This is a genomic window from Pseudogemmobacter blasticus, assembly GCF_003071405.1.
Lineage (GTDB): Bacteria > Pseudomonadota > Alphaproteobacteria > Rhodobacterales > Rhodobacteraceae > Pseudogemmobacter > Pseudogemmobacter blasticus.
This window is the reverse complement of sequence record NZ_CP020470.1, coordinates 989,057-1,011,013: the sequence shown is the minus strand read 5'-3', so window position 1 is coordinate 1,011,013 and position 21,957 is coordinate 989,057. Positions and strand designations below refer to the sequence as shown.

The 21,957-nt window shown below is 67.0% G+C and carries 19 protein-coding genes; 10 read left to right on the top strand and 9 right to left on the bottom strand.

From position 1 onward, the window contains the following. The first annotated feature begins 25 nt into the window (after positions 1-25). The 7 genes from B6K69_RS04855 (at position 26) to cybH (ending at position 9,969) form a co-directional block, all read left to right on the top strand. On the top strand, positions 26-1,357 hold the full coding sequence (locus B6K69_RS04855) for a sensor histidine kinase (RefSeq protein ID WP_108642985.1): 1,332 nt from the start codon (positions 26-28) through the stop codon (positions 1,355-1,357). Continuing rightward, entirely contained in the window at positions 1,354-2,340 is a 987-nt protein-coding gene (locus tag B6K69_RS04850; RefSeq protein ID WP_108642984.1) for an NADH-quinone oxidoreductase subunit B family protein, read from the top strand. The genes B6K69_RS04855 and B6K69_RS04850 overlap by 4 nt, the downstream gene beginning before the upstream one ends. Next, a complete protein-coding gene (locus B6K69_RS04845) occupies positions 2,337-3,755 on the top strand; it encodes a nickel-dependent hydrogenase large subunit (protein ID WP_108642983.1) in 1,419 nt (472 codons plus the stop codon). Before B6K69_RS04850 ends, B6K69_RS04845 begins: the two co-directional genes overlap by 4 nt. Before the next feature lie 57 nt (positions 3,756-3,812). After that, on the top strand, positions 3,813-6,059 hold the full coding sequence (hypF, locus tag B6K69_RS04840; protein WP_108642982.1) for a carbamoyltransferase HypF: 2,247 nt from the start codon (positions 3,813-3,815) through the stop codon (positions 6,057-6,059). A gap of 185 nt (positions 6,060-6,244) precedes the next feature. Next, on the top strand, positions 6,245-7,327 hold the full coding sequence (locus B6K69_RS04835; RefSeq protein WP_107673453.1) for a hydrogenase small subunit: 1,083 nt from the start codon (positions 6,245-6,247) through the stop codon (positions 7,325-7,327). Positions 7,328-7,331: 4 nt separating this feature from the next. Then, positions 7,332-9,125 (top strand): nickel-dependent hydrogenase large subunit, encoded by a 1,794-nt coding sequence (locus B6K69_RS04830; protein WP_108642981.1) that lies wholly within the window; start codon positions 7,332-7,334, stop codon positions 9,123-9,125. A 79-nt stretch (positions 9,126-9,204) separates the two neighbouring features. Continuing rightward, positions 9,205-9,969, top strand: coding sequence for a Ni/Fe-hydrogenase, b-type cytochrome subunit (gene cybH / locus B6K69_RS04825; protein ID WP_107673455.1), 765 nt, complete (start codon positions 9,205-9,207; stop codon positions 9,967-9,969). Positions 9,970-10,032: 63 nt separating this feature from the next. On the opposite strand, the gene B6K69_RS04820 is transcribed toward cybH, so the two are convergent. From B6K69_RS04820 to B6K69_RS04810, 3 genes are all read right to left on the bottom strand, one after another. After that, entirely contained in the window at positions 10,033-10,758 is a 726-nt protein-coding gene (locus B6K69_RS04820) for a class I SAM-dependent methyltransferase (RefSeq protein WP_228156809.1), read from the bottom strand. A gap of 79 nt (positions 10,759-10,837) precedes the next feature. Then, positions 10,838-11,404 carry a UbiX family flavin prenyltransferase gene (locus tag B6K69_RS04815; RefSeq protein WP_108642980.1) on the bottom strand — a complete coding sequence of 189 codons (567 nt, stop codon included), beginning with the start codon at positions 11,402-11,404 and terminating at the stop codon, positions 10,838-10,840. Continuing rightward, positions 11,401-12,885, bottom strand: coding sequence for a UbiD family decarboxylase (locus B6K69_RS04810; protein WP_108644780.1), 1,485 nt, complete (start codon positions 12,883-12,885; stop codon positions 11,401-11,403). The genes B6K69_RS04815 and B6K69_RS04810 overlap by 4 nt, the downstream gene beginning before the upstream one ends. Positions 12,886-12,990: 105 nt before the next feature. Between B6K69_RS04810 and ubiT the strand changes: the two genes are divergently transcribed. Genes ubiT through ubiV form a run of 3 tightly spaced genes read left to right on the top strand, consistent with a single transcriptional unit; the run spans position 12,991 to position 15,444 of the window. After that, a complete protein-coding gene (ubiT, locus tag B6K69_RS04805; RefSeq protein ID WP_228156808.1) occupies positions 12,991-13,545 on the top strand; it encodes a ubiquinone anaerobic biosynthesis accessory factor UbiT in 555 nt (184 codons plus the stop codon). Beyond that, the gene (gene ubiU, locus B6K69_RS04800) at positions 13,545-14,537 is read left to right on the top strand and encodes a ubiquinone anaerobic biosynthesis protein UbiU (protein ID WP_108644778.1); all 993 of its coding nucleotides are present in this window, start codon (positions 13,545-13,547) and stop codon (positions 14,535-14,537) included. Before ubiT ends, ubiU begins: the two co-directional genes overlap by 1 nt. Positions 14,538-14,541: 4 nt before the next feature. After that, positions 14,542-15,444: a ubiquinone anaerobic biosynthesis protein UbiV gene (gene ubiV / locus B6K69_RS04795; protein ID WP_108642979.1), complete on the top strand. Its 903-nt coding sequence runs from the start codon at positions 14,542-14,544 to the stop codon at positions 15,442-15,444. A gap of 66 nt (positions 15,445-15,510) precedes the next feature. Here the strand turns inward: ubiV and B6K69_RS04790 are convergent, their stop codons facing one another. The 6 genes from B6K69_RS04790 to B6K69_RS04765 all read right to left on the bottom strand — a co-directional run bounded on the left by B6K69_RS04790 (position 15,511) and on the right by B6K69_RS04765 (position 21,926). Continuing rightward, positions 15,511-16,581, bottom strand: a complete 1,071-nt coding sequence (locus tag B6K69_RS04790) for a dipeptidase (protein WP_108642978.1) — start codon at positions 16,579-16,581, stop codon at positions 15,511-15,513. Continuing rightward, entirely contained in the window at positions 16,578-17,354 is a 777-nt protein-coding gene (locus B6K69_RS04785; protein ID WP_108642977.1) for an ABC transporter ATP-binding protein, read from the bottom strand. The genes B6K69_RS04790 and B6K69_RS04785 overlap by 4 nt, the downstream gene beginning before the upstream one ends. Before the next feature lie 112 nt (positions 17,355-17,466). Next, entirely contained in the window at positions 17,467-18,315 is an 849-nt protein-coding gene (locus tag B6K69_RS04780; protein WP_108642976.1) for an ABC transporter ATP-binding protein, read from the bottom strand. After that, positions 18,312-19,217 carry an ABC transporter permease gene (locus tag B6K69_RS04775; protein WP_108642975.1) on the bottom strand — a complete coding sequence of 302 codons (906 nt, stop codon included), beginning with the start codon at positions 19,215-19,217 and terminating at the stop codon, positions 18,312-18,314. Before B6K69_RS04775 ends, B6K69_RS04780 begins: the two co-directional genes overlap by 4 nt. Beyond that, positions 19,214-20,278 carry an ABC transporter permease gene (locus B6K69_RS04770; RefSeq protein WP_108642974.1) on the bottom strand — a complete coding sequence of 355 codons (1,065 nt, stop codon included), beginning with the start codon at positions 20,276-20,278 and terminating at the stop codon, positions 19,214-19,216. Before B6K69_RS04770 ends, B6K69_RS04775 begins: the two co-directional genes overlap by 4 nt. A 46-nt stretch (positions 20,279-20,324) precedes the next feature. Next, a complete protein-coding gene (locus B6K69_RS04765; RefSeq protein WP_328588489.1) occupies positions 20,325-21,926 on the bottom strand; it encodes an ABC transporter substrate-binding protein in 1,602 nt (533 codons plus the stop codon). Between the last annotated feature and the right edge of the window lie 31 nt (positions 21,927-21,957).

Here is a 21,957-nt window from a genome sequence, read left to right as displayed (position 1 = left end):
GGCGGGCCGCTTCTAGCATTTGCCCATGACACCCGACCTTGGCAGCCCCGGGCCCGAACGGCCCCCGCATTTCACCGACGACGCCTGGATCGAGGTGCTGTCGGCGGTGGACCGGACCTATGCCGATCTGGTGGTCTATCAGGAACAGCTTGAACGCCAGAACGCCGAGCTTGAGGAGATGCGCACCTTCCTGACGGCGATCCTGTCGTCGGTGTCGGATGTGCTGATCGTGGTCGATCGGGCCGGTCGCATCGCGCAGGTCAGCCGGTCGGTGACCGCGCTGACCGGCTGTTCCGAAGCCACCGCGCTGGGCCGCCCCTTGTCCGAGATGTTCGACCCCGCCGATGCCGCGCCGCTGGCGGGGCTGATGCAGATGGTGCGCGACCGCCGCCGCAGCGCGGGGCTTGAGATCAACCTGCGGACGGCCTCGGGCACAGAACCGCTGGACCTGTCCATCGCGCCCCGGCTGGATGATCGCGGCCGGGTTGATGGCTTCGTGCTGACCGGCCGCCCGCTGGGCGCCTTGCGCCGGGCCTATGCCGACCTCAGCGAAAGCCATGACGCGCTGAAAACCACGCAGGCCCAGCTTGTGCGCAACGAAAAGCTGGCCTCGCTGGGCCGGCTGCTGGCGGGGGTGGCGCATGAGCTGAACAATCCGATCAGCTTCGTCTATGCCAATGCTCATGCGCTGGAACGCTACGCGGCCAAGTTCGAAACCTATTTCGGCCGCGTGCAGGAAGGCGCAGGCCGTGAAGAGCTGATTGCGCTGCGGCAGTCCTTGCGGCTGGACCGTGAACTGGCCAACCTGCGCGAGGCGATCCAGGGCGCCCGCGACGGCGCCGAACGGGTGCGCGACATCGTGGAAGACCTGCGCCGGCTGTCGTCTGACGGGTCGGGCGAAACGGTGGTCTTCGATCTGGCCGAAACCGTGCGGATCGCCGCAAGCTGGGTGTTGCGCGGCATGAAACAGCCCGTGGCCCTGGTGATGGACCCGCTGCCGTCGGTGCAGGTGCGGGGCCGGGTGGGCCATGTGCAGCAGGTGGTTATGAACCTTGTCCAGAACTCGGTCGATGCGCTTGAGGGGCACGAAGGCGCGGAAATCCGGCTGTCGATCGGAACCGGGGCCGGCCATGCCGTGCTGACGGTGGCCGACAACGGCCCCGGTGTCCCGCCCGAGGTGCGCGGCGCGATCTTCGATCCGTTCTTCACCACCAAGCCGGTCGGGCGCGGCACCGGCCTTGGCCTGTCGATCAGCCACAAGATCGCGCAGGAACACGGCGGCAGCCTGACGCTGGCCGAAGGCGGCCCCGGCGCCTGTTTCCGGCTGGAACTGCCGCTGGCCGGGGGGGCGCCATGACAACGCTTCTTTGGTTGCAGGCATCGGGCTGCGGCGGCTGCACCATGTCGCTGCTCTGCGCCGAAAGCCCCGGCCTGCCGGACCTGCTGGCCGATGCCGGCATCCGGCTGCTGTGGCATCCGGCGCTGTCGGTGGAGACGGGGGCCGAGGCGCGGGCGATCCTGGACGATGTGGCCGAAGGGCGCGTGGCGCTGGACATCCTGTGTGTCGAGGGCGCCATTGCCCGGGGGCCGGGCGGGACGGGTCGGTTCCAGATGCTGTCGGGCACCGGGCACAGCCTGATGCACTGGACAGAACGGCTGGCCGTCAGGGCGCGGCATGTTGTGGCCGTGGGCACCTGTGCCGCCTATGGCGGCGTCACCGCCGCGGGCGGCAACCCGACCGATGCCGTGGGCCTGCAATACGACGGCGCCCATCCCGGCGGGCTGCTGGGGGCGGGCTGGCGCAGCCTGTCGGGCGGGCCGGTGATCAACGTCGCCGGTTGCCCCACCCATCCCGGCTGGGTGACCGAAACGCTGCTTCTGCTGGCGGCGGGCGAGGTGCCGGCGCTGGACGGCTATGCCCGACCCCGGTTCTATGCTGACCATCTGGTCCATCACGGCTGCCCGAAAAACGAATTCTACGAATACAAGGCTTCCGCGCGAGAGCTGTCAGAAATCGGCTGCATGATGGAAAACCTTGGCTGCATCGGCACCCAGGCCGTGGGCGATTGCAACATCCGCCCCTGGAACGGCGAGGGCAGTTGCACCCGCGGCGGATACCCCTGCATCAACTGCACCGCGCCGCAGTTCGAAGACCCCGCCCATGCCTTCGTGGACACGCCCAAGATCGCCGGCATCCCGGTCGGCCTGCCCACCGACATGCCGAAGGCGTGGTTCATGGCGCTGGCCTCGCTGTCCAAGGCCGCCACGCCGGAACGGATCGGCGCCAATGCCAAGTCCGACCGCGTGGTCGTGCCGCCAACCCTGCGGAAGCCGCGATGACGCGGCTGGTGGTGGGCCCGTTCAACCGGGTTGAAGGCGATCTTGAGGTGACGCTGGAGGTCGAGGAGGGCCGCGTTGCCCGCGCGCAGGTCAACGCGCCGCTCTATCGCGGGTTCGAACGGATGCTGGAAGGCCGCGATCCGCGCGATGCGCTGGTGATCACGCCGCGCATCTGCGGCATCTGCTCGATCAGCCAGTCGGCGGCGGCGGCGCAGGCGCTGGGGCAGGCCATGGGGCTGACCCCCACGCCACAGGGCGCGGCCATGGCGGCGCTGATCCATGCCGCCGAAAACGTGGCTGACCATCTGACGCATTTCCACCTGTTCTTCATGCCCGATTTCGCCCGCCCCGCCTATGCCGGCCGGCCCTGGCACGGCCGCGCGGTTGACCGTTTCACCGCGCTTGAGGGCAGCGCGCAGCGCACGGCAGTGCAGGCGCGGGCCGAGCTGTTGCACATCATGGGCCTTCTGGCCGGGAAATGGCCGCATACGCTGGCCATCCAGCCCGGCGGCGTGACCCGTGCGCCGGGGCTGCGCGAAAAGACCCGGCTGCAGGCCACGCTGCGCGCCTTTCGCCGCTATCTGGAAGGCCCGCTGTTCGGCGGCCCGCTGGAAGAGTTCGCGGCGCTGGATAGCCTTGAAGGGCTGATGGCCTGGGGCCGGGGCGATGTGGCGCTGTTTCTGGACATCGCCGCCGATCTGGACCTTGCCGGTCTGGGGCAGGGCAGCGGGCGCTATCTGTCCTTCGGGGCCTATCCGCTGGAAAATGGCCCGGTCTTTGCCCGGGGCGTCTGGGCGGGTGGCACCCTGTCAACCCTGGACCCCGGCCAGATCCGCGAAGACCTGAGCCATGCCTGGATGCAGGGCGAGACTGCCCATCCGCTGGACGGGCGCACCGTGCCGGACGAGGCGATGGCCGCCCCGGCCTATAGCTGGTGCAAGGCCCCGCGTCTGGCGGGCCAAAGCGTCGAGGTGGGGGCGCTGGCGCGGCAGGTGGTGGACGGCCACCCGCTGGCCCGTGTCCTGGCGGGCGGCGGGGTGCTGGCGCGGGTGGCCGGGCGGCTTCTGGAACTGGCCCGGACGCAGGCGGTGATGGAGCGGCTGGTCGAGGGGATCGAGCCGGGCGCCAGCTACATGACGCAGGGCAAGCTGCCCCGGCACGGAAGCGGCGCCGGTCTGGTCGAGGCGGCGCGGGGCGCGCTGGGCCACTGGATGCGGATCGAGAATGGCCGTGTGGCCGGCTACCAGATCATCGCGCCGACCACCTGGAACTTCAGCCCGCGCGATGCCGCAGGCCAGCCCGGCCCGCTGGAGGCCGCGCTGGAAGGCGTGGCTGTGGGTGACGAGGCGGTGCCGCTGGCCGTGCAGCATGTGGTGCGCAGCTTCGATCCCTGCATGGTCTGCACGGTGCATTAGGCGGATGCGGCGGCCGGGGGCCAGCCCCCGGACCCCCGGGATATTTATGGACAGAAAATGAGTGCGGGGCAGTTCATCCGGGTGCGGGGGCAGGTGCAGGGGGTGGGGTTCCGGCCCTTCGTCTGGCAGCTTGCGCGCGAAATGGGGCTGACCGGCCGGGTCTGGAATGACCCCGAGGGCGTGGGGATCGAGGTCTGGGGCGAAGACATCGACGCTTTCGCCACCGCCTTGCGCGCACGGGCCCCGCTTCTGGCGCGGGTGGATGCGGTCGAGGCAGGGCCGCTGGACGACCCCGCGCCGCCGGACTTTGCCATTCTTGAAAGCCGGGGGCAGGGGGCGGAAACGCGCGTCACGCCGGATGCCGCCACCTGCCAGGACTGCGCGGCCGAGATCCGGTCGCCCGGGCGGCGGCAGGGTTACGCCTTCACCAACTGCACCCATTGCGGGCCAAGGTTCAGCATCCTGCGCGGTCTGCCCTATGACCGGGCGCAGACCACGATGGCCGCCTTTCAGATGTGCCCCGCCTGCCGGGCCGACTATGAAAACCCCGCCGACCGCCGCTTTCACGCCCAGCCGGTGGCCTGCCCGGCCTGCGGCCCCCGGCTGTGGTATGAGGTTGCCGGGGACGTCAGGCCCGGCGATCCCGTTGCGCAGGCGGTGGCCGAATTGCGGCGGGGCGGCGTGGTTGCGGTCAAGGGGCTGGGCGGGTTCCATCTGGCCTGCGATGCCGCCAACCCGCAGGCCCTAGCCCTGCTACGCGCCCGCAAGCACCGCCCGGACAAGCCCTTCGCGCTGATGGGGGCCGAGGCGGCGCTGCACGGCATCGCCGCCCTGACCCCGCCCGATCTTGCCCTGCTGCGTGACCCGGCGGCGCCGGTGGTGCTGGTCGCCTCGCGCGCGGTTCTGCCCGAAGCGGTGGCGCCCGGCATGGCCTGCCTTGGCGTCATGCTGCCCTATACGCCGCTGCACCACCTGCTGCTGGATGCCTTCGGCGGCGTGCTGGTGATGACCAGCGGCAACCTGTCGGGCGAGCCGCAGGTGGTGGACAATGCCGAGGCGCGGGACAAGCTGGCCGCCTTCGCCGACGGTTTCCTGATGCACGACCGCGACATCGCGCGGCGGCTGGATGACAGCGTGGAGCGGGCCACACCGCCAATGGTGCTGCGGCGGGCACGCGGGCGGGTGCCGGGGGTGCTGCCGCTGCCGCCGGGCTTTCCTGACCGGCAGGTGCTGGCCACCGGCGGGCAGATGAAGGGGGCGATCTGCCTTGTGAAGAACGGGCAGGCGTTGTTGGGGCACCATCTGGGCGACCTGACCGACGCGCTGTCGGTGGATGAGTTTCACAAGGCGCTGGCCGATTATGCGGCCCTGTTCGACCATCGCCCCGCACTGGCCGCCTGCGACCTGCATCCCGATTTCGTGGCTACCCGCGCGGCGCAGGCAACCGGCCTGCCGCTGGTGCGGGTGCAGCACCACCATGCCCATCTGGCGGCCTGTCTGGGCGAAAACCTCTGGCCTTTGGAAGGCGGGCCGGTGGCCGGCATCGTGCTGGACGGGCTGGGTCTGGGGCCGGACGGTACCATCTGGGGGGGCGAGGTGCTGTTGGGCGATTACATCGGCTTTGACCGGGCGGCGCATCTGCGCCCCGCGGCCCTGCCGGGGGGCGATGCCGCCAGCCGCCAGCCCTGGCGCAATGCGGTGATGCGGCTGGATCAGGCCGGGCTGGCGCCGCTGGCCGACCGGCTGTTCGCCGGCCAGCCGGTGGCGGCGTTGCGGGCCGTGGCGGCGGGGGGCATGAACGCGCCGCTCTCCAGTTCCGCGGGGCGGCTCTTCGATGCGGTGGCGGCCTGCCTTGGCCTTGCCGCCACCGCCCAAAGCCATGAGGGCGAGGCCGCGATGCGGCTTGAGGCGCTGGCCGGCCCGCCGGGGCAGGGCTATCCCTTCGGCCCCGGTCTGGACCCCGCGCCGATGTTCCGTGCGCTGGCGCAGGATCTGGCCGATGGTGTGCCGCCCGCCACGATCTCGGCCCGGTTCCACGATGGTCTGGCGGCGGCCTTTGCCGCGCCCGCCCGCGACCTGGTTGCGCAGGGCCGGGCGCGGGCGGTGGCGCTGTCTGGCGGTTGCCTGCAAAACGCCCGCCTGCACCATGCGCTGGTCGCGGCGCTGGACGGTGTGCCGGTGCTGACCCATCGCACAACGCCCGCAAATGACGGCGGGCTGGCCTTCGGTCAGGCGCTAGTCGCGCTGGCGCAAGGGCCAGGCGAATCACGCGATCAGCCTGAAGGGGGGCTGGAAACAGTCTGACCATCCACAGTGGAAACTGGTCAGCCGGATGCCGTTCGCGGCCGCAGAATTATAAATCAACATTCTGAATCTAAACGGATAAATTTCATTTTTCGGCTGCGGTCTTTCGCCGCGACCCATGCCCCGTGGCTGGCACAGAATGGCACCCAAGGGCCGGGGTGCGTTTCCGGCCGATGGGAGGACACATGACGCAGATCGAGACCTTCTACGAGGTCATGCGCAAGCAGGGCATTACCCGCCGCAGCTTCATGAAATACTGCGCGCTGACCGCCAGCGCCCTGGGCCTTGGGCCGGCCTTCGTGCCGAAGATCGCCCATGCGATGGAAACCAAGCCCCGCACCCCGGTGATCTGGGTCAGCGGTCTGGAATGTACCTGCTGTTCCGAAAGTTTCATCCGTGGTGCGCATCCGCTGGCCAAGGACGTGGTGCTGTCGATGATCTCGCTCGACTACAACCACACGCTGATGGCCAGCGCGGGCCATGCGGCCGAGGCGGCGCTGGAAGAGACCATCCAGAAATACAAGGGCAACTACATCCTTGCCGTCGAAGGCAACCCGCCGCTGAACGAGGACGGGATGTTCTGCATCGTCGGCGGCAAGCCCTTTGTCGAACAGTTGAAACATGCCGCCAAGGACGCCAAGGCGATCATTTCCTGGGGCGCCTGCGCCAGCTATGGCTGCGTGCAGGCCGCGCATCCGAACCCGACGCGGGCGACACCCGTGCACAAGGTCATCACCGACAAGCCCATCATCAAGGTGCCGGGCTGCCCGCCGATCGCCGAAGTTATGACCGGCGTCATCACCTACATGCTGACCTTCGACCGCCTGCCCGAACTGGACCGCCAGGGCCGGCCTGCCATGTTCTACGGCCAGCGCATCCACGACAAATGCTATCGCCGGCCGCATTTCGACGCGGGTCAGTTCGTCGAACACTGGGACGACGACAACGCGCGCAAGGGCTATTGCCTGTACAAGATGGGCTGCAAGGGTCCGACCACCTATAACGCCTGTTCCACCGTGCGCTGGAACGAAGGCACCAGCTTCCCCATCCAGTCCGGCCATGGCTGCATCGGCTGTTCGGAAGACGGGTTCTGGGATCAGGGGTCGTTCTATGACCGGGTGACCAACCTCAATGTCTTTGGCATCGAGGCCAATGCCGACAAGCTGGGCATGGGCGCCGCAGGCGCCGTCGGCGGGGCTATCGCGGTCCATGCCGCCGTGTCGGCCCTGAAACGCGCCCAGAAGAAGCAAGAGAAAGTGGAGGGCTGAAGCCATGGGAGTGACGACGCCAAACGGCTTCACCCTGGATACTGCGGGCAAGCGCGTGGTGGTCGATCCGGTCTGCCGGATCGAAGGCCACATGCGCTGCGAAGTGAACGTCGATGAGCAGGGGATCATCCGCAACGCGGTGTCCACCGGAACCATGTGGCGCGGGCTTGAGGTCATCCTCAAGGGCCGCGACCCGCGCGATGCCTGGGCCTTCACCGAACGGATCTGCGGGGTCTGCACCGGCACCCATGCGCTGACATCTGTGCGCGCGGTCGAGGATGCGCTGGGGATCACCATCCCCGACAATGCCAACTCGATCCGCAACATCATGCAGTTGAACCTGCAGATCCACGATCACATCGTGCATTTCTATCATCTGCACGCGCTGGATTGGGTGAACCCTGTCAATGCTTTGCGGGCCGACCCTAAAGCTACGTCCGAACTGCAGCAGATGGTGTCGCCCAACCACCCGCTGTCCTCGCCCGGCTATTTCCGCGATGTGCAGAACCGTCTGAAGTCCTTTGTCGAAAGCGGCCAGTTGGGCATCTTCAAGAACGGCTACTGGGACAACCCGGCCTATCTTCTGCCGCCCGAAGCCGACCTGATGGCGACCACGCATTATCTTGAGGCGCTGGATCTGCAGAAGGAAGTGGTGAAGATCCACACGATTTTCGGCGGCAAGAACCCGCATCCGAACTGGCTGGTCGGCGGCGTTCCATGCCCGATCAACGTCCATTCGACCGGCGCGGTCGGCGCGATCAACATCGAACGCCTGAACCTGGTCTCGTCGATCATCGACCTGTGCCAGACCTTCATCCGCGATGTCTATCTGCCCGATGTCGTGGCCATCGGTGGCTTCTACAAGAGCTGGCTTTATGGCGGCGGGCTGTCGGGCAAGTCGGTGCTGGCCTATGGCGACATTCCCGAACATCCCAACGATTTCAGCGCCGAACAACTGCACCTTCCACGCGGGGCCATCATCAATGGCAACCTGAACGAAGTGCACGATGTCGATGTGCGCGATCCCGAACAGGTGCAGGAATTCGTCGATCACTCCTGGTACGACTACGGCGAACCGGGCAAGGGCCTGCATCCCTGGGATGGCGAGACCAGCCCGAAATTCGAGCTTGGGCCGAACTTCAAGGGCACCAAGACCAATATCGAGCAGTTGGACGAGGCGGCCAAGTATAGCTGGATCAAGGCGCCGCGCTGGAAGGGCCACGCCATGGAGGTGGGGCCGCTGGCGCGCTATGTCGTCGGCTATGCCAAGGGGCATGAGGACATCAAGAACCAGGTCGATGGTCTCTTGGGCACCATGAGCCTGCCGGTCTCGGCCTTGTTCTCGACGCTGGGCCGCACCGCCGCCCGGGCGCTGGAATCCGAATATTGCGGCCGCTTGCAGAAGCATTTCTTCGACAAGCTGGTCGCCAATATCAAGAACGGCGACGAAAGCACTGCGAATGTGGCGAAGTGGGATCCCTCGACCTGGCCCAAGGAAGCCAAGGGCGTGGGCATGACCGAGGCGCCGCGCGGCGCCCTGGGCCACTGGATCAAGATCAAGGATGGCCGCATCGACAATTACCAATGCGTCGTGCCGACCACCTGGAACGGCAGCCCGCGCGACACCGCCGGCAACATCGGCGCCTTCGAGGCCAGCCTGATGAATACCAAGATGGAGCGGCCCGAAGAGCCGGTCGAAATCCTGCGCACGCTGCACAGCTTCGACCCCTGCCTGGCTTGTTCCACCCACGTCATGTCGCCGGACGGTCAGGAACTGACCACGGTCAAGGTCCGCTAAGCGAGGAGGATGCGATGCCGAGACTGTCTCTTTCGCCCCCGGCCGCAACCGGCGGGCGCTGCACGGGCGGGCCGGGCCGATGACCGACCTGCATCCCCCGCATCTCAAGGCGTTCGAGGCCTCGGTCCTGACGGGCGACGCCACGGCGGAAGACCTGGAAACGCTGAAGAAGCAATCCTCGGTCTATGTCTACGAAGCCCCGGTCCGGGTCTGGCACTGGGTCAATGCGCTGGTCATCACCGTACTGGTGGTGACCGGCTACCTGATCGGCAAGCCGCTGCCCAGTATGCAGATCGCCGAGGCGACGCATCAGTTCGTCATGGGCTACATCCGCTTTGCCCATTTCGCCGCCGGCATGATCCTGACGGTGGGGTTCTTCGGCCGCATCTACTGGGCCTTCGTCGGCAATACCCATGCCCGGCAGATGTTCACCCTGCCGGTCACCAACCGCCGCTGGTGGTATGAGCTGATCTATGAACTGCGCTGGTACATGTTCATGGTGAAAGAGCCGAAGAAATATGTCGGCCACAACCCCATGGCCCATGCTGCCATGTTCTTCTTCATGACGCTGGGCATCTCTTTCATGATGATCACCGGCTGGGCGCTTTATGCCGAAGGCGCGGGGCAGGGCAGCCTGCCCGATACCGCCATGGGCTGGCTGCTGGGCTGGATCGGCAACAGCCAGATCCTGCACATGCTGCACCGCTTCGGCATGTGGTCGATCGTGATCTTCGTGCTGATCCACGTCTACGCTGCCCTGCGCGAAGACATCATGAGTCGGCAATCCACCGTATCCACCATGCTGTCGGGCCACCGCACCTTCAAGGACGACCGTCCCGATTGAGCGTGAACAAATGAAAAAGGCCCGACCGGACGGTCGGGCCTTTTTCCTACGCTGAAAATCCTGTCAGAACACAGACTTGCGGTTCCGGCTGTCCACCTGCACCGTGCTGTAGCTGACCGCCCCATTCCGGGCCGTCAGTGAGCGTGGCTTGCCGTGCAGCCGCTTCTCCAGAATGATCATTGAATCATGGAACCGGATGCTGCCGATCTGCTGGGCGGCGCTGTAGAACTTGAAATGCGGCTCATCGCTGTACCAGCTATGCATCTGGTCCACCAACTGCTTGGCAACCTCGACCATCGAGTCCGGCTTTCGCAGACCGCCGCCAAAGCCCGGCCAATAACTGGTATGGGTATCTTCGACAACGTAAAGCCCGCCATCGTTCAGATGCGGCCATAGGTGGCGCAGGCTGGTGGTCTGCTGGTTCATCTTGTGGCCGCCATCGTCGATGATAAGGTCGAACGGCCCGTGCCGCGCCGCCAGCCCGTCCAGAAACGCGCCGTCCGACTGGTCGCCGATCTCGATCGTCAGGCCGGGCCGTTCCATCGCGCGGCACTCCGGGTCGATGTCGGCGAAGACCAGCTTCGCCTTCGGGCCGAAGAAGCCCTGCCAAAGGTCCAGCGAGCCCCCCTTGTAGACCCCGATTTCCAGGAATGAGATGTCGCTCCCCTGCCAGTCGCGCAGCAGGTCGTGATAGACATCAAGGTAATGGTCCATCTTCAGCAGGGCGCGGTCGCCGGTCTTGGCCAGATGGTCGCGGAAATAGTTCGGTCGGTCAGATTTGGGGGCCAAGGATGTGCTCCAGCATATACGCCAGAGTCACCATGGGCCGGTTTTCGTCGCTTTTCAATGCCTTGGCGGCGTCCGCGCCTCAGTCCTGCCCCCAGGCCGCCGCGACCGGGGGGGAAAGGCGCAGCAAGTCAACCCCGCGGGCGGCGATCTGGGCCGTGATCTCGGCGGTGGTTGCGGGCCGCAGGTAGAAGGCCGGCACCGGCGGCAGCACGATGGCGCCCATTTCGGTGACGGCGGTCATGTTGCGCAGATGGGCCAGCGTCAGCGGCGCCTCGCGCGCCAGCAGCACCAGCGGCCGGCGCTCCTTGAGCTGCACCCCTGCCGCGCGGGTCAGCAGGTTGTCGTCCAGCCCATGCGCAATGGCGGCAAGGCTGCGCATCGAACAGGGGGCGACGATCATCCCCGCCACCGGGCTTGACCCCGAGGCGATGCTGGCCCCCAGATCGCCGATGCCATGCACCCGCGTGGCCAGCCCGCACAGCGCCTCTTGCGCCCCGGGGCCGATTTCCAGCGTCAGGGTGCGTTCCGCCATGGGCGACAGCACAAGGTCGATCTCGGTCCCGATCCGGGCCAGCACACGGGCACAATCCAGCGCCAGCGCCGCGCCCGATGCGCCGGAAACGCCCAGGATAACCCGCGCGGTCATCGGATCACCCCTTTCAGCAACTCGGCCGCGCGCGCCTCATGCGCGGGGTCCAGCGCCATCACCCGGCCCCAGTCGCGCGTGGTCTCGGACCCGATCTTCGTGGTTGCATCAATCCCCAGCTTGCCCGCCAGCCCTTCCTCGGGCGAGGCGAAATCAAGATAGTCCATCGGTGTCCGGTCCAGCACCATCAGGTCGCGGCCGGGGTCCATCCGGGTGGACAGCGCCCACAGCACATCGTCCCAGTTGCGGATGTCGATGTCGTCATCGACCACGATGATCACCTTGGTATAGCTGAACTGCGGCAGCATCCCCCACAGCGCCATCATCACCCGCCGCGCCTGACCGGGATAGCGCTTGGCGATCTTGACCACCGCCATGCGGTAGGAACAGGCGGCGGCGGGCAGCCACAGATCCTGCACCTCGGGGATCTGCTGGCGGATCACCGGCAGCGCCAGATCGTTGAACACCTCGCCAATGACCGAGGGTTCGTCCGGTGGCCGCCCGGTGACGGTGGACAGATACAGCGGGTCTTTCCGGCAGGTGATCTTGCTGACGCGCATCACCGGGAACGGCTCGGCCGCGTTGTAATATCCGGTATGGTCGCCGAACGGGCCTTCGGGCGCGGTCTCGCCGGGGTGGATCACCCCCTCGATCACGATCTCGGCCTGGGCCGGCACCATCAGCGGCACCGTCTCGGCCTTTACGATTTCGGTCCGCGCGCCCCGCAACACGCCCGAGAAGGTCATCTCCGACACGGTTTCCGGCAAGGGCAGGGCGGCCGACAGCAGCATCGCCGGATCGCAGCCAAGCGCGATGGCCACCGGCATCGGCACGCCGGCGCGAACCCAGGTCCGGTGATGCGCCGCGCCGCCACGATGCGCCAGCCAGCGCATGATCAGCCGATCCGGCCCGATCACCTGCGCGCGGTAAACCCCCAGGTTGTAGCGCTGCACATCGTCCACATCGGCGCCATGCGGCCGCGTCACCACCACCGGCCAGGTGATCAGCGGCCCGGCGTCGCCCGGCCAGGGGGTCTGCACGGGAATCGCGGTCAGGTCGGGCAGGCTGCTTTCCTGCACCACGCCCCGGCGCAGGATTTTCGGCCGCGTCGCCAGCGCCGCTTTCAGCATGGGCCAGCGCGACAAGGCGTCGCGCATCCCGTCCACCGGGGGCGGGCTGCGCAGGGCGGCCAGGAATTCGCCGAAGCCGGCCACGCCGTCCGGTTCCAGCCCCAGCCCCGCCGCGACACGGGCCCGGGTGCCGAACAGGTTGCCCACCACCGGCATCCGCGCCCGTGCACCATCGGCGCCCGTGGCATGGTCAAACCGCAGGATTGGCCCGTTTTTCCGCAAGGCCGCCAGTTCCACCGCCGTCATTTCCTGCGCCAGCGCCACCGGCTGGCTGATGCGCGCCAGATCGCCCTTGCCCTCGGCCCAGGCAAGGAAGGCACGCAGATCGTCAAAGGCAGGCAGGCGGCGCATGTCGGGAAATTCCATTGGGGTCGCGCCCCGGTCTAACAGCGCAACCCGTGCGCGAGATTGACCTGTGTCAATCAAACCTGACACTTGTCCGCCTATGGTCCGCCCATGATGCGCATCCTCTCTGATCCTTCGGTCAAGGTTCTTGGCCGCTCCGTCCCGCTGCCGTTGCCACCCATGGCGCCGCTGTCGATGCTGTTCTCGCGGCTCATGAGGCATGTGCTGCAACGCCATCCGTCGATCCTGCGCCGCATGGGCGCCACCGCCGGATCGCGGTTCCTGATTGATGTGACGGACATGCCGTTCCCCATGTTGCTGGAACCCTCGCTGCGGCGGCTGACCGTCACCACGCGGCGCAACCCGCCGCCGCATGACACCGAAATCCGCGGCAAGCTGAAATCCTTCCTCGCCATGCTTCATGCCGAGGAAGACGGCGACGCCCTGTTCTTTTCGGGCGAGCTTGAGATTTCGGGCGATACCTCGTCGGTCGTCGCGCTTCGCAACGCGCTGGACGATGCCGAGATCGACCTGACCGAGGAACTTGCCACCCTGGCCGGCCCTGCCGGCCCCGCCCTGCGCCGCATGTCGGCGCTTTTGGAACGCCGCACCGGGCTGACGCTGTCGCGCCGCCGTGCGGCCGAAGACCCGGAGGATTTCCGATGATGGAACTGGTCTGCCCCGCCGGCACCCCCGCCGCGCTGCGCGCCGCAGTCGAGGCCGGCGCCCATGCCGTCTATTGCGGCTTTGCCGATGAGACCAACGCCCGCAACTTCCCCGGCCTGAATTTCAGCCGCGAGGAACTGGCCGAAGGCGTGGCCCATGCCCATGCCCGTGGCGCAAAGGTGCTGGTCGCCATCAACACCTTCCCGCGCGCCGGTGATCAGGCCCTGTGGCACAGCGCCGTCGCCGATGCCGAAGCCGCCGGGGCGGATGCGGTCATTCTGGCCGACATCGGCCTTCTGGCCCATGCCGCCGAAAAGCACCCGAACCTGCGGCTGCATCTGTCGGTGCAGGCCGCCGCCGCCAACCCCGATGCCATCAACATGTATGCCGAATCCTTCGGGGTGAAGCGGGTCGTGCTGCCGCGCGTGCTGACGGTGGACGAAATCGCCGCCATCAACCACGAGATTGATGTCGAGACCGAGGTCTTTGTCTTCGGCGGCCTCTGCGTCATGGCCGAGGGGCGGTGTTCGCTGTCCTCCTATGCCACCGGCAAGTCGCCCAACATGAACGGTGTCTGCTCTCCCGCCAGCCACGTCGCCTATGCCGAGGTGAACGGCGCGCAAGAGGCTCGCCTGGGCGATTTCCTGATCCACCGCACCCCGAAAGGGGCCGTCGCGCCCTATCCGACGCTGTGCAAGGGCTGCTTCACCTCGCCCGATGCCAAGGGCGAGGTGCAGACCGGCCATATCTTCGAAGACCCGGCCAGTCTGGACGCCACCCGCCTGATCCCGGCGCTGCAAAAGGCCGGTGTCACCGCGCTCAAGATCGAGGGGCGGCAGCGCAGCCGTGCCTATGTGGCGCAGGTGGTCCGCGCCTTCCGCGCCGCGGTTGAGGCCGCCGACCGTGGCCAGCCCATGCCCGAGGGGCTGCTGGCCAAACTGACCGAAGGCCAGGCCGCCACCACCGGCGCCTATGCCAAGACCTGGAGGTGATGCGATGGACCTGACCGTTGGCCCCAACGCCTTTTTCTGGACCGCCGAAACCGTGCGCGATTTCTATGACGCGCTTGCCACCACCCCGGTTTCCCGCGTGGTGATCGGCGAATGGGTCTGCTCGAAGCGGCTGCCGTTCTGGCAGGACGAAATTCCCGGCGCGGTCGAGGCCCTGCTGGCCGGCGGCAAGGAGGTGGCCGTCACCTCGCTGGCGCTGATCACGCTGAAACGCGAACGCAAGCAGACCGACGATCTGGTCGCCATGGGCCTGCCGGTCGAGGTGAACGACCTGTCGGCCCTGCGCCACATTCCCGAAGGCACGCCGTTCTGGGTGGGGCCGATGGTGAACGTCTATAACGAAGGCACGGTGAACTGGCTGGCGCGTCGCGGCGCCACACGCATCTGCCTGCCGCCCGAACTGCCGCTGCCCGCCATTGCCACGCTGGCGAAGGCCGGGGCCGAGGCCGGCGTCGCGGTCGAGGTCTGGGCGCATGGCCGCGCGCCGCTGGCGATCTCGGGCCGCTGCTACCACGCCCGGCTGACCGACCGCGCCAAGGACAGTTGTCAGTTCGTCTGCGGCGATGACCCGGACGGTCGCGATGTCGATACGCTGGACGGCCACGCCTTCCTGACGGTGAACGGGGTGCAGACGCTGGGCCGCGCCGTGACCACGGTCGCCCGCCAGATCAACGCCTTGCGCGAAGCGGGCGTCGCCGCGCTGCGTCTTTCGCCGCATGTCGGCGATTTCGTCGCGGTGGCCGAAGCCTATGCCGCCCGTCTGGCCGCGCCCGACGGCAGCGGTCCCGATCTGGTGGCCGAACTGCGCCGCCTGATGCCGGGGGCCGAATTCTGCGATGGTTTCGTCCGCGGGGATGTCGGCAGCAGCTTCAGCGGCGCGGCGGCCTGACCACTCCGGTCCGACAACGAAAAAGGGCCGGCGCAACCGCCGGCCCTTTTCCTATGAGTTCGGCGCTCACGCCCCCCAGGTGCGCTGCAACAGCCGCAGCCAGTTGCCATGCGCGATCTTCTCCAGCAGCGGCCGGTCATAGCCATGATCGGACAGCGCCTGCAGCAGCCGGGGCAGGCCGGTCACATCGCCAATGACGGCGGGCGTCGCGGCCCCGTCATAGTCGGACCCGAAGCCAAGGTGATCCTCGCCCAGATGCTTCAGCAGGTGATCCATGTGCCGCAGCACCGGGTCCCAGCCGCAATCCTCGCCCTTGCCGCCATCGGGCCGCAGGAAGCCCACGGCGAAGTTCAGCCCGACCATGCCCCCGCTGTCGCGGATCACCGCCAACTGCCGGTCGGTCAGGTTGCGGGACGAGGGCGTCACCGCATGGGCGTTGGAATGGGTGGCCACCAGCGGCGCATCCGACAGCCGCGCCACATCGTCAAAGCCCTTTTCGTTGATATGGCTCAGGTCGATCATGATGCGCAGCTTGTTGCATTCGGCCACCAGCCGCTTGCCGGCCTCGGTCAGGCCCGGCCCGGTGTCGGGGCTGGACGGATAGGCAAAGGGCACGCCATGGCCAAAGATCGTCGGCCGGCTCCAGACCGGGCCAAGCGACCGCAGGCCGGCGGCGTGGAACAGGTGCAGAGAATCCAGGCTTTCGTCGATCGCCTCGGCGCCTTCCATGTGCATGATCGCGGCAATGGTGCCGTCTTTCAGGCAGGCCGCCACCTCGGCCGCGGTGCGGCAGACCTTCAGCGCGCCTTCACTGGCGCGTTCCATCCACAACAGATGCCCCGCCGCTTCGGTCGCGGGGCGGATCGCGGCGGGAAAGTCGATCAGGTCGGGCAGGGGCAGGCAATAGGGCGGAACCTCCATCTTCGCCTGATAGTCGTCGTCCTCCTCTTCCTCAACCTTGGCGCTGCGCGAGGGCAGGTAGATCGCGAAGAAGCCGCCCGCAAAGCCGCTCGCCTTCATGCGCGGCAGGTCAAGGTCGCCCTTGCCCTCGCCGGTCAGGAAGATTTCCTCGCGCCGGGCGGGGTCATCCAGCAGGCGCAGCAGCAGGTCGTTATGGCCGTCGAAGACAGGGATCATTTCACAGGTTCCGGTGTTGGGCCCAGCAGCCGGTCGGCGCTGGCGTCGAACAGGCTTCGGGCATAGGCGGTTTTCATCTGCGCGGCGGCCAGCGCCTCGCGCGACAGTTCCTCGACGGCGCGGCCATGCTGCATCACCAGCACCCGGTCGCACATGTGGTCGATCACGGCCAGATCATGGCTGACCATCAGGAAGGTCAACCCATGTTCGGCCCGCAGGCGGTTCAGCAGGTTCAGCACCTCTGCCTGCACGCTGGCATCCAGCGCGCTGGTCGGCTCGTCCAGCAGCAGGATCTGCGGGTTCAGCATCAGCGCGCGCGCAATCGCCACCCGCTGCCGCTGCCCGCCCGACAGTTGATGCGGATAGCGGAACCGGAACGAGGTTGGCAGCCCCACATCCTCCAGCACCTGCATCACGCGGGCGTCGGAATTGCCGATGCCATGGATCGCCAGCGGTTCCGAAAGCGTGCGGTCGATGGTGTGGCGCGGGTGCAGGCTGGCATAAGGGTCCTGGAACACCATCTGCACCCGGCGGCTGAAATCGCGCCCGCGCGGCGACGGGATCACCTTGCCGCCAATGCGGATGGTGCCGCCCGACACCGGCGCCAGCCCGCAGATCGCCCGCAGGATGGTGGACTTGCCCGATCCGCTTTCGCCGACCAGACCATAGCTTTCCTTCTCGCCCACGGTCAGGCTGACACCCTGCACCGCCTGCACCTCGCGGCCCTTGGCCCGGAAGGTGACGGAAAGGTTGTCGATCTCGATCAGGCTCATCGTGTGCCCCCGTTGCCACGAAGCGGTTTCTTCAAAGAAACCGCAGCGGACCCTTCAAAGGGTCCGGCCCGGAGTTTTACAAAACTCCGGCGGTCCCCGCCCGGACGCCCGGTCATCGTGTGCCCCCGTTGTCCTGCGCCCAGGCCCCGCTGCGGTCCAGCCCGGGCAGGGGGGCGCGTGGCCCGCCGATGCGGGGCAGGCAGTTCAGCAGACCTTGCGTATAGGGGTGCTTCGCCGCCAGCAGGTTGCCGGCCTGCACCTCTTCCACGATGCGGCCCTTGTACATCACCAGCACGCGGTCGCAGAACCGCGACACCAGCCGCAGGTCGTGGCTGATGAAGATCAGCCCCATGCCCCGGTCGCGCACCAGCCCGTCCAGGATCGACAGCACCTCGGCCTGCACGGTCACATCCAGCGCGCTGGTCGGTTCGTCCGCGATCAGCAGGTCGGGTTCGGGGATCAGCATCATCGCGATCATCACCCGCTGGCCCATCCCGCCCGAAAGCTCGTGCGGATAGGCGGCCATCACCCGCTCGGGGTCGCGGATCTGCACCGCCTCCAGGGCGGCCACCGCCTTGGCATGGGCCGCTGCCCGGCCGATCCGGTCGCGCAGGCGCAGGCCTTCGGTCAGTTGCTGGCCCACGCTCATCACCGGGTTCAGCGAATACTTCGGGTCTTGCATCACCATGCCGATGCGCTGGCCCCGCAGGGCGCGCATCTCGCGGTCAGAGGCTTTCATCAGATCCTGACCGTCGAACACCATCCGGTCGGCCTCGATCCGGCCCGGCGGGCGGATCAGCCGCAGCACGGCGCGGCCGGTCATGGTCTTGCCCGATCCGCTTTCGCCGACGATGCCCAGCCGTTCGCGGCCAAGGCTGAAGGACACGCCCCGCACCGCCTGCACCGGCCCGGTCTCGGTGTCGAAGGTCACCCGCAGGTTCTGCACGTCGAGAAGGGTCATTTCGGCGCACTCCGCGGGTCCAGCACGTCGCGCAGACCATCGCCCAGAAGGTTGAACCCCAGCGAGACGATGAAGATCGCCAGCCCCGGCATGGTGGCCACCCACCATTGTTCAAACAGGAACTTGCGGCCCGAACTGATCATCAGACCCCATTCCGGCATCGGCGGCTGCACGCCCAGGCCAAGGAAGCCCAGACCGGCGGCGATCAGGATCACCCCGGCCATGTCCAGCGTGACCCGGATGATCACCGAAGACAGGCACATCGGCACGATATGCCCGGCAATGATCCGCACCGCCCCGGCGCCTTGCAGGCGCACTGCGGCGATATAGTCGGAATTGCGCACGGTCAGCGTCTCGGCCCGGGCGATCCGGGCATAGGGCGGCCAGGCGGTCAGCGCGATGGCCAGCACCGCGTTCTCGATCCCCGGCCCCAGCACGGCCACCAGCGCCAGCGCCAGGATCAGCCGCGGGAAGGCCAGGAAGATGTCGGTCAGGCGCATCAGCACCGCATCGACCCAGCCGCCGAAATAGCCCGCCACCGTGCCGATCAGCAGCCCCAGCACCGGCGCCGTCACCGCCACAAGGCCGATGATGTACAGCGTGATGCGGCTGCCATAGATGATCCGGCTCAGGATGTCGCGGCCGAAGTCGTCGGTTCCCAGCAGGTTGCCGGGCGTGCCGGGCGGCAGCAGCCGGCGGCCCAGATCCTGCACCAGCGGGTCATGCGGCGCCAGCAGCGGCGCGAAGACCGCCACCAGCACAAGCAAAGCCACGATCACCAGCCCGGCCATGGCCAGGCTGTTGCGGCGGATGCGCAGCCAGGCCAGCCATAGCTGCCCCAGCCGGGCCTGCCGGCGCGAGGTGGGGTTGGGGTCGGTCAGCCATAGGCGCAAGCTGCTCATGTCCGCGCCCTCGGATCGACCAGCCGATACAGGATGTCCGACAGCATGTTCAGCGTGACGAAGGCCACGCCCACCACCACCGTGCCGCCCAGCACCGCCGGCATGTCGGCGGCGAACAGCCCGTTGGTGATGTAAAGGCCCAGGCCCGGCCAGGCAAAGATCGTCTCGGTCAGGACTGACCCTTCCAGCAGATAGGCATAGCTGAGGGCAATCACCGTGATCAGCGGAACCATGACGTTGCGCATGGCATGGACCCAGATCACCCGCCACTCGGGCATACCCTTCACCCGGGCCGTGGTGATGTATTCCTGCCCCAGCTCGTTCATCATGAAACTGCGGGTCATCCGGCTGATATAGGCCATCGAGACATAGCCCAGCAGACCCGCCGGCAGGATGATGTGGCTGATCGCATTGCGGAACACATCCCAGGCGCCGTTCAGCGCGGAATCGATCAGGATCGCCCCGGTATAGGTGGTCAGGGTGAATTGCAGCATCATGTCATAGGTCGGGTCCAGACGGCCCGGCCCGCCCACCCAGTTCAGCTTGCCGTAGAACACCAGAAGGCCGATCAGCCCCAGCCAGAACACCGGCATGGAATAGCCCATCAGCCCCACCAGACGCACGATCTGGTCGGCAATGCTGCCGGGCCGCGTGGCGGCCAGCACGCCCGCCGGCACCCCCACCAGCGTGCCGAAAAGCGTGCCCAGCGTGGCCAGCTCCAGCGTGGCGGGGAAATAGCGCTTGATCTCGCTCACCACCTCTTCGCCCGACCGGATCGACCGGCCAAGATCCCCCTGCAAGGCGTCGCCGACATAGATCAGGAACTGCCGCCACAGCGGCTGGTCCAGCCCCAGCGACTGGCGCACCGCCTCGATCTGCGCGGGCGTGGCGCGTTCGCCCACGATGGACAGCACCGGATCAATCGGCACGACCCGGCTGATCACGAAGGTGATTACCAGAAGCCCCAGCAGCGTCAGCGCCAGCGTCATGAAGCCGGTCGCAATCTGCCGAAGCACGGAAAGGGCGCGCGAATTGCGCGGTGAGGCGGGGATTGTGGTCATCTGGAAAACGGGCCGCCGCGCCCCTGTGGCGCGGCGGCCCTGTCGCTTACTTCGTGACCAGCCAGTAGGCGGCCGAATCCGCCGCGCCGCCCGAGTAGAAGCCCGAGACATTGGCGCGCATCCCGTCCTGACGGGCCTGCTGGAACATCAGCACGAAGGCCGAGCTGTCGCGCACCTTGCGTTGCAGGTCTTCATACATGGCCTTGCGCTTGTCGGTGTCCTTTTCCAGAACAGCCGCCTCGGTCGCGCCGTTGATCTCCGCACCCGGGTCCCAGGCGGTCCGCCAGGCCAGAACGCCGGCGTTCTTGGCCTCGTCGCTGTTGTCGGGGTTCCAGGCAAAGGTCGAGGCATTGGTCTGCGGATCGGGGTAGTCCGGGCCCCAGGTCTGCAGCGTGATCTCGTGCTGGCGGCCGCGATACTTTTCCAGAACCTGCTTGCCGTCACCCACATCCAGCACAAGGTTGATGCCGATCTGGGCAAAGGTGTTCTGCACCGATTGCGCGATGTCCATCCGTTCCTGGTTGTTGCGAACGGTGAAGCTCACCTCCAGCGGCAGGGTCACGCCCGATTCCGCCATCAGCGCCTTGGCCTTCTCGATGTCCAGGCCGTAGGGGTTTTCATCCAGCGCCCCAAGGAAGCCCTTGGGCAGGAAGTTCTGGTGAACCACCCACATGCCCTTGAGGATCGAGTCGGTCATGCCCGAATAGTCGATCGCATAGCGCATGGCCTCCTGAACCTTCGGATTGGTCAGTTCGGCCTTCTTCTGGTTCAGCGCCAGATAGTAGATCTGGCCGCCCACGTCGTTCTGGATCTTCACGTCGGCATTGCCTTCCAGGCCCTGCACATCGGTCGGCGTCAGTTCGCGCGCGATGTCGATGTCGCCCTTTTCCAGCAGAAGCCGCTCGGTCGCGCCTTCCGGCACATGGCGCATGAAGACATTCTTGATCTTCGCATCGCCGCGCCAGTGGCCGGCGCGCGCCTCAAGCACATAGCCTTCGTTCGGCTTGAAGCTTTTCAGAATATAGGCGCCGGTGCCAGCCGAATTGGCCTTCAGCCATTCGTTGCCAAGGTCGCCGTTCACCTCGTTGGCCATCACCGTCTTCATGTCGACGATATTGGCCACGCCGGCGGTCAGGCAGTTGTAGACGAAGGACGGCGCATAGGCCTTGTCGGTCTTCAGCGTCAGCGTGTCGCCGTCGAAGGTGATCATCTGGTCCACGTTTTCGGCGGTCAGGCCGAACTGGCTCAGGATGAAGGCGGGGGTCTTGTCCATCTTGATCACGCGGCGCAGCGAAAAGGCCGCGTCTTCCGCCGTGACCGGATTGCCGCTGCTGAAGGTGACGCCGGACTTGATCTTGAAGGTATAGGTCAACCCGTCTTCCGACACCGACCAGCTTTCGGCCAGGCCCGGCACCAGCTCGCCCGGCTTGGCCGGGTCCAGTTCGATCAGCGTGTCATAAAGGTTGTTGTTCAGGTCGGTGCCCGAAAACTCGAACGCCTCGCCGGGGTCGATGGAAACGATGTCGTCAATGGCATCGGCAATCACCAGCGTGTCGGCAGGCGTCTCGGCAAACAAGGCCGCCGGCGCGGTGCCGGCCATAAGAATCGCAACGGCCGCGCTGCGACCGAACCCGGACATCAGTTTCATGCTGGAACTCCCTGAAAAGTGTTGCTCCGGT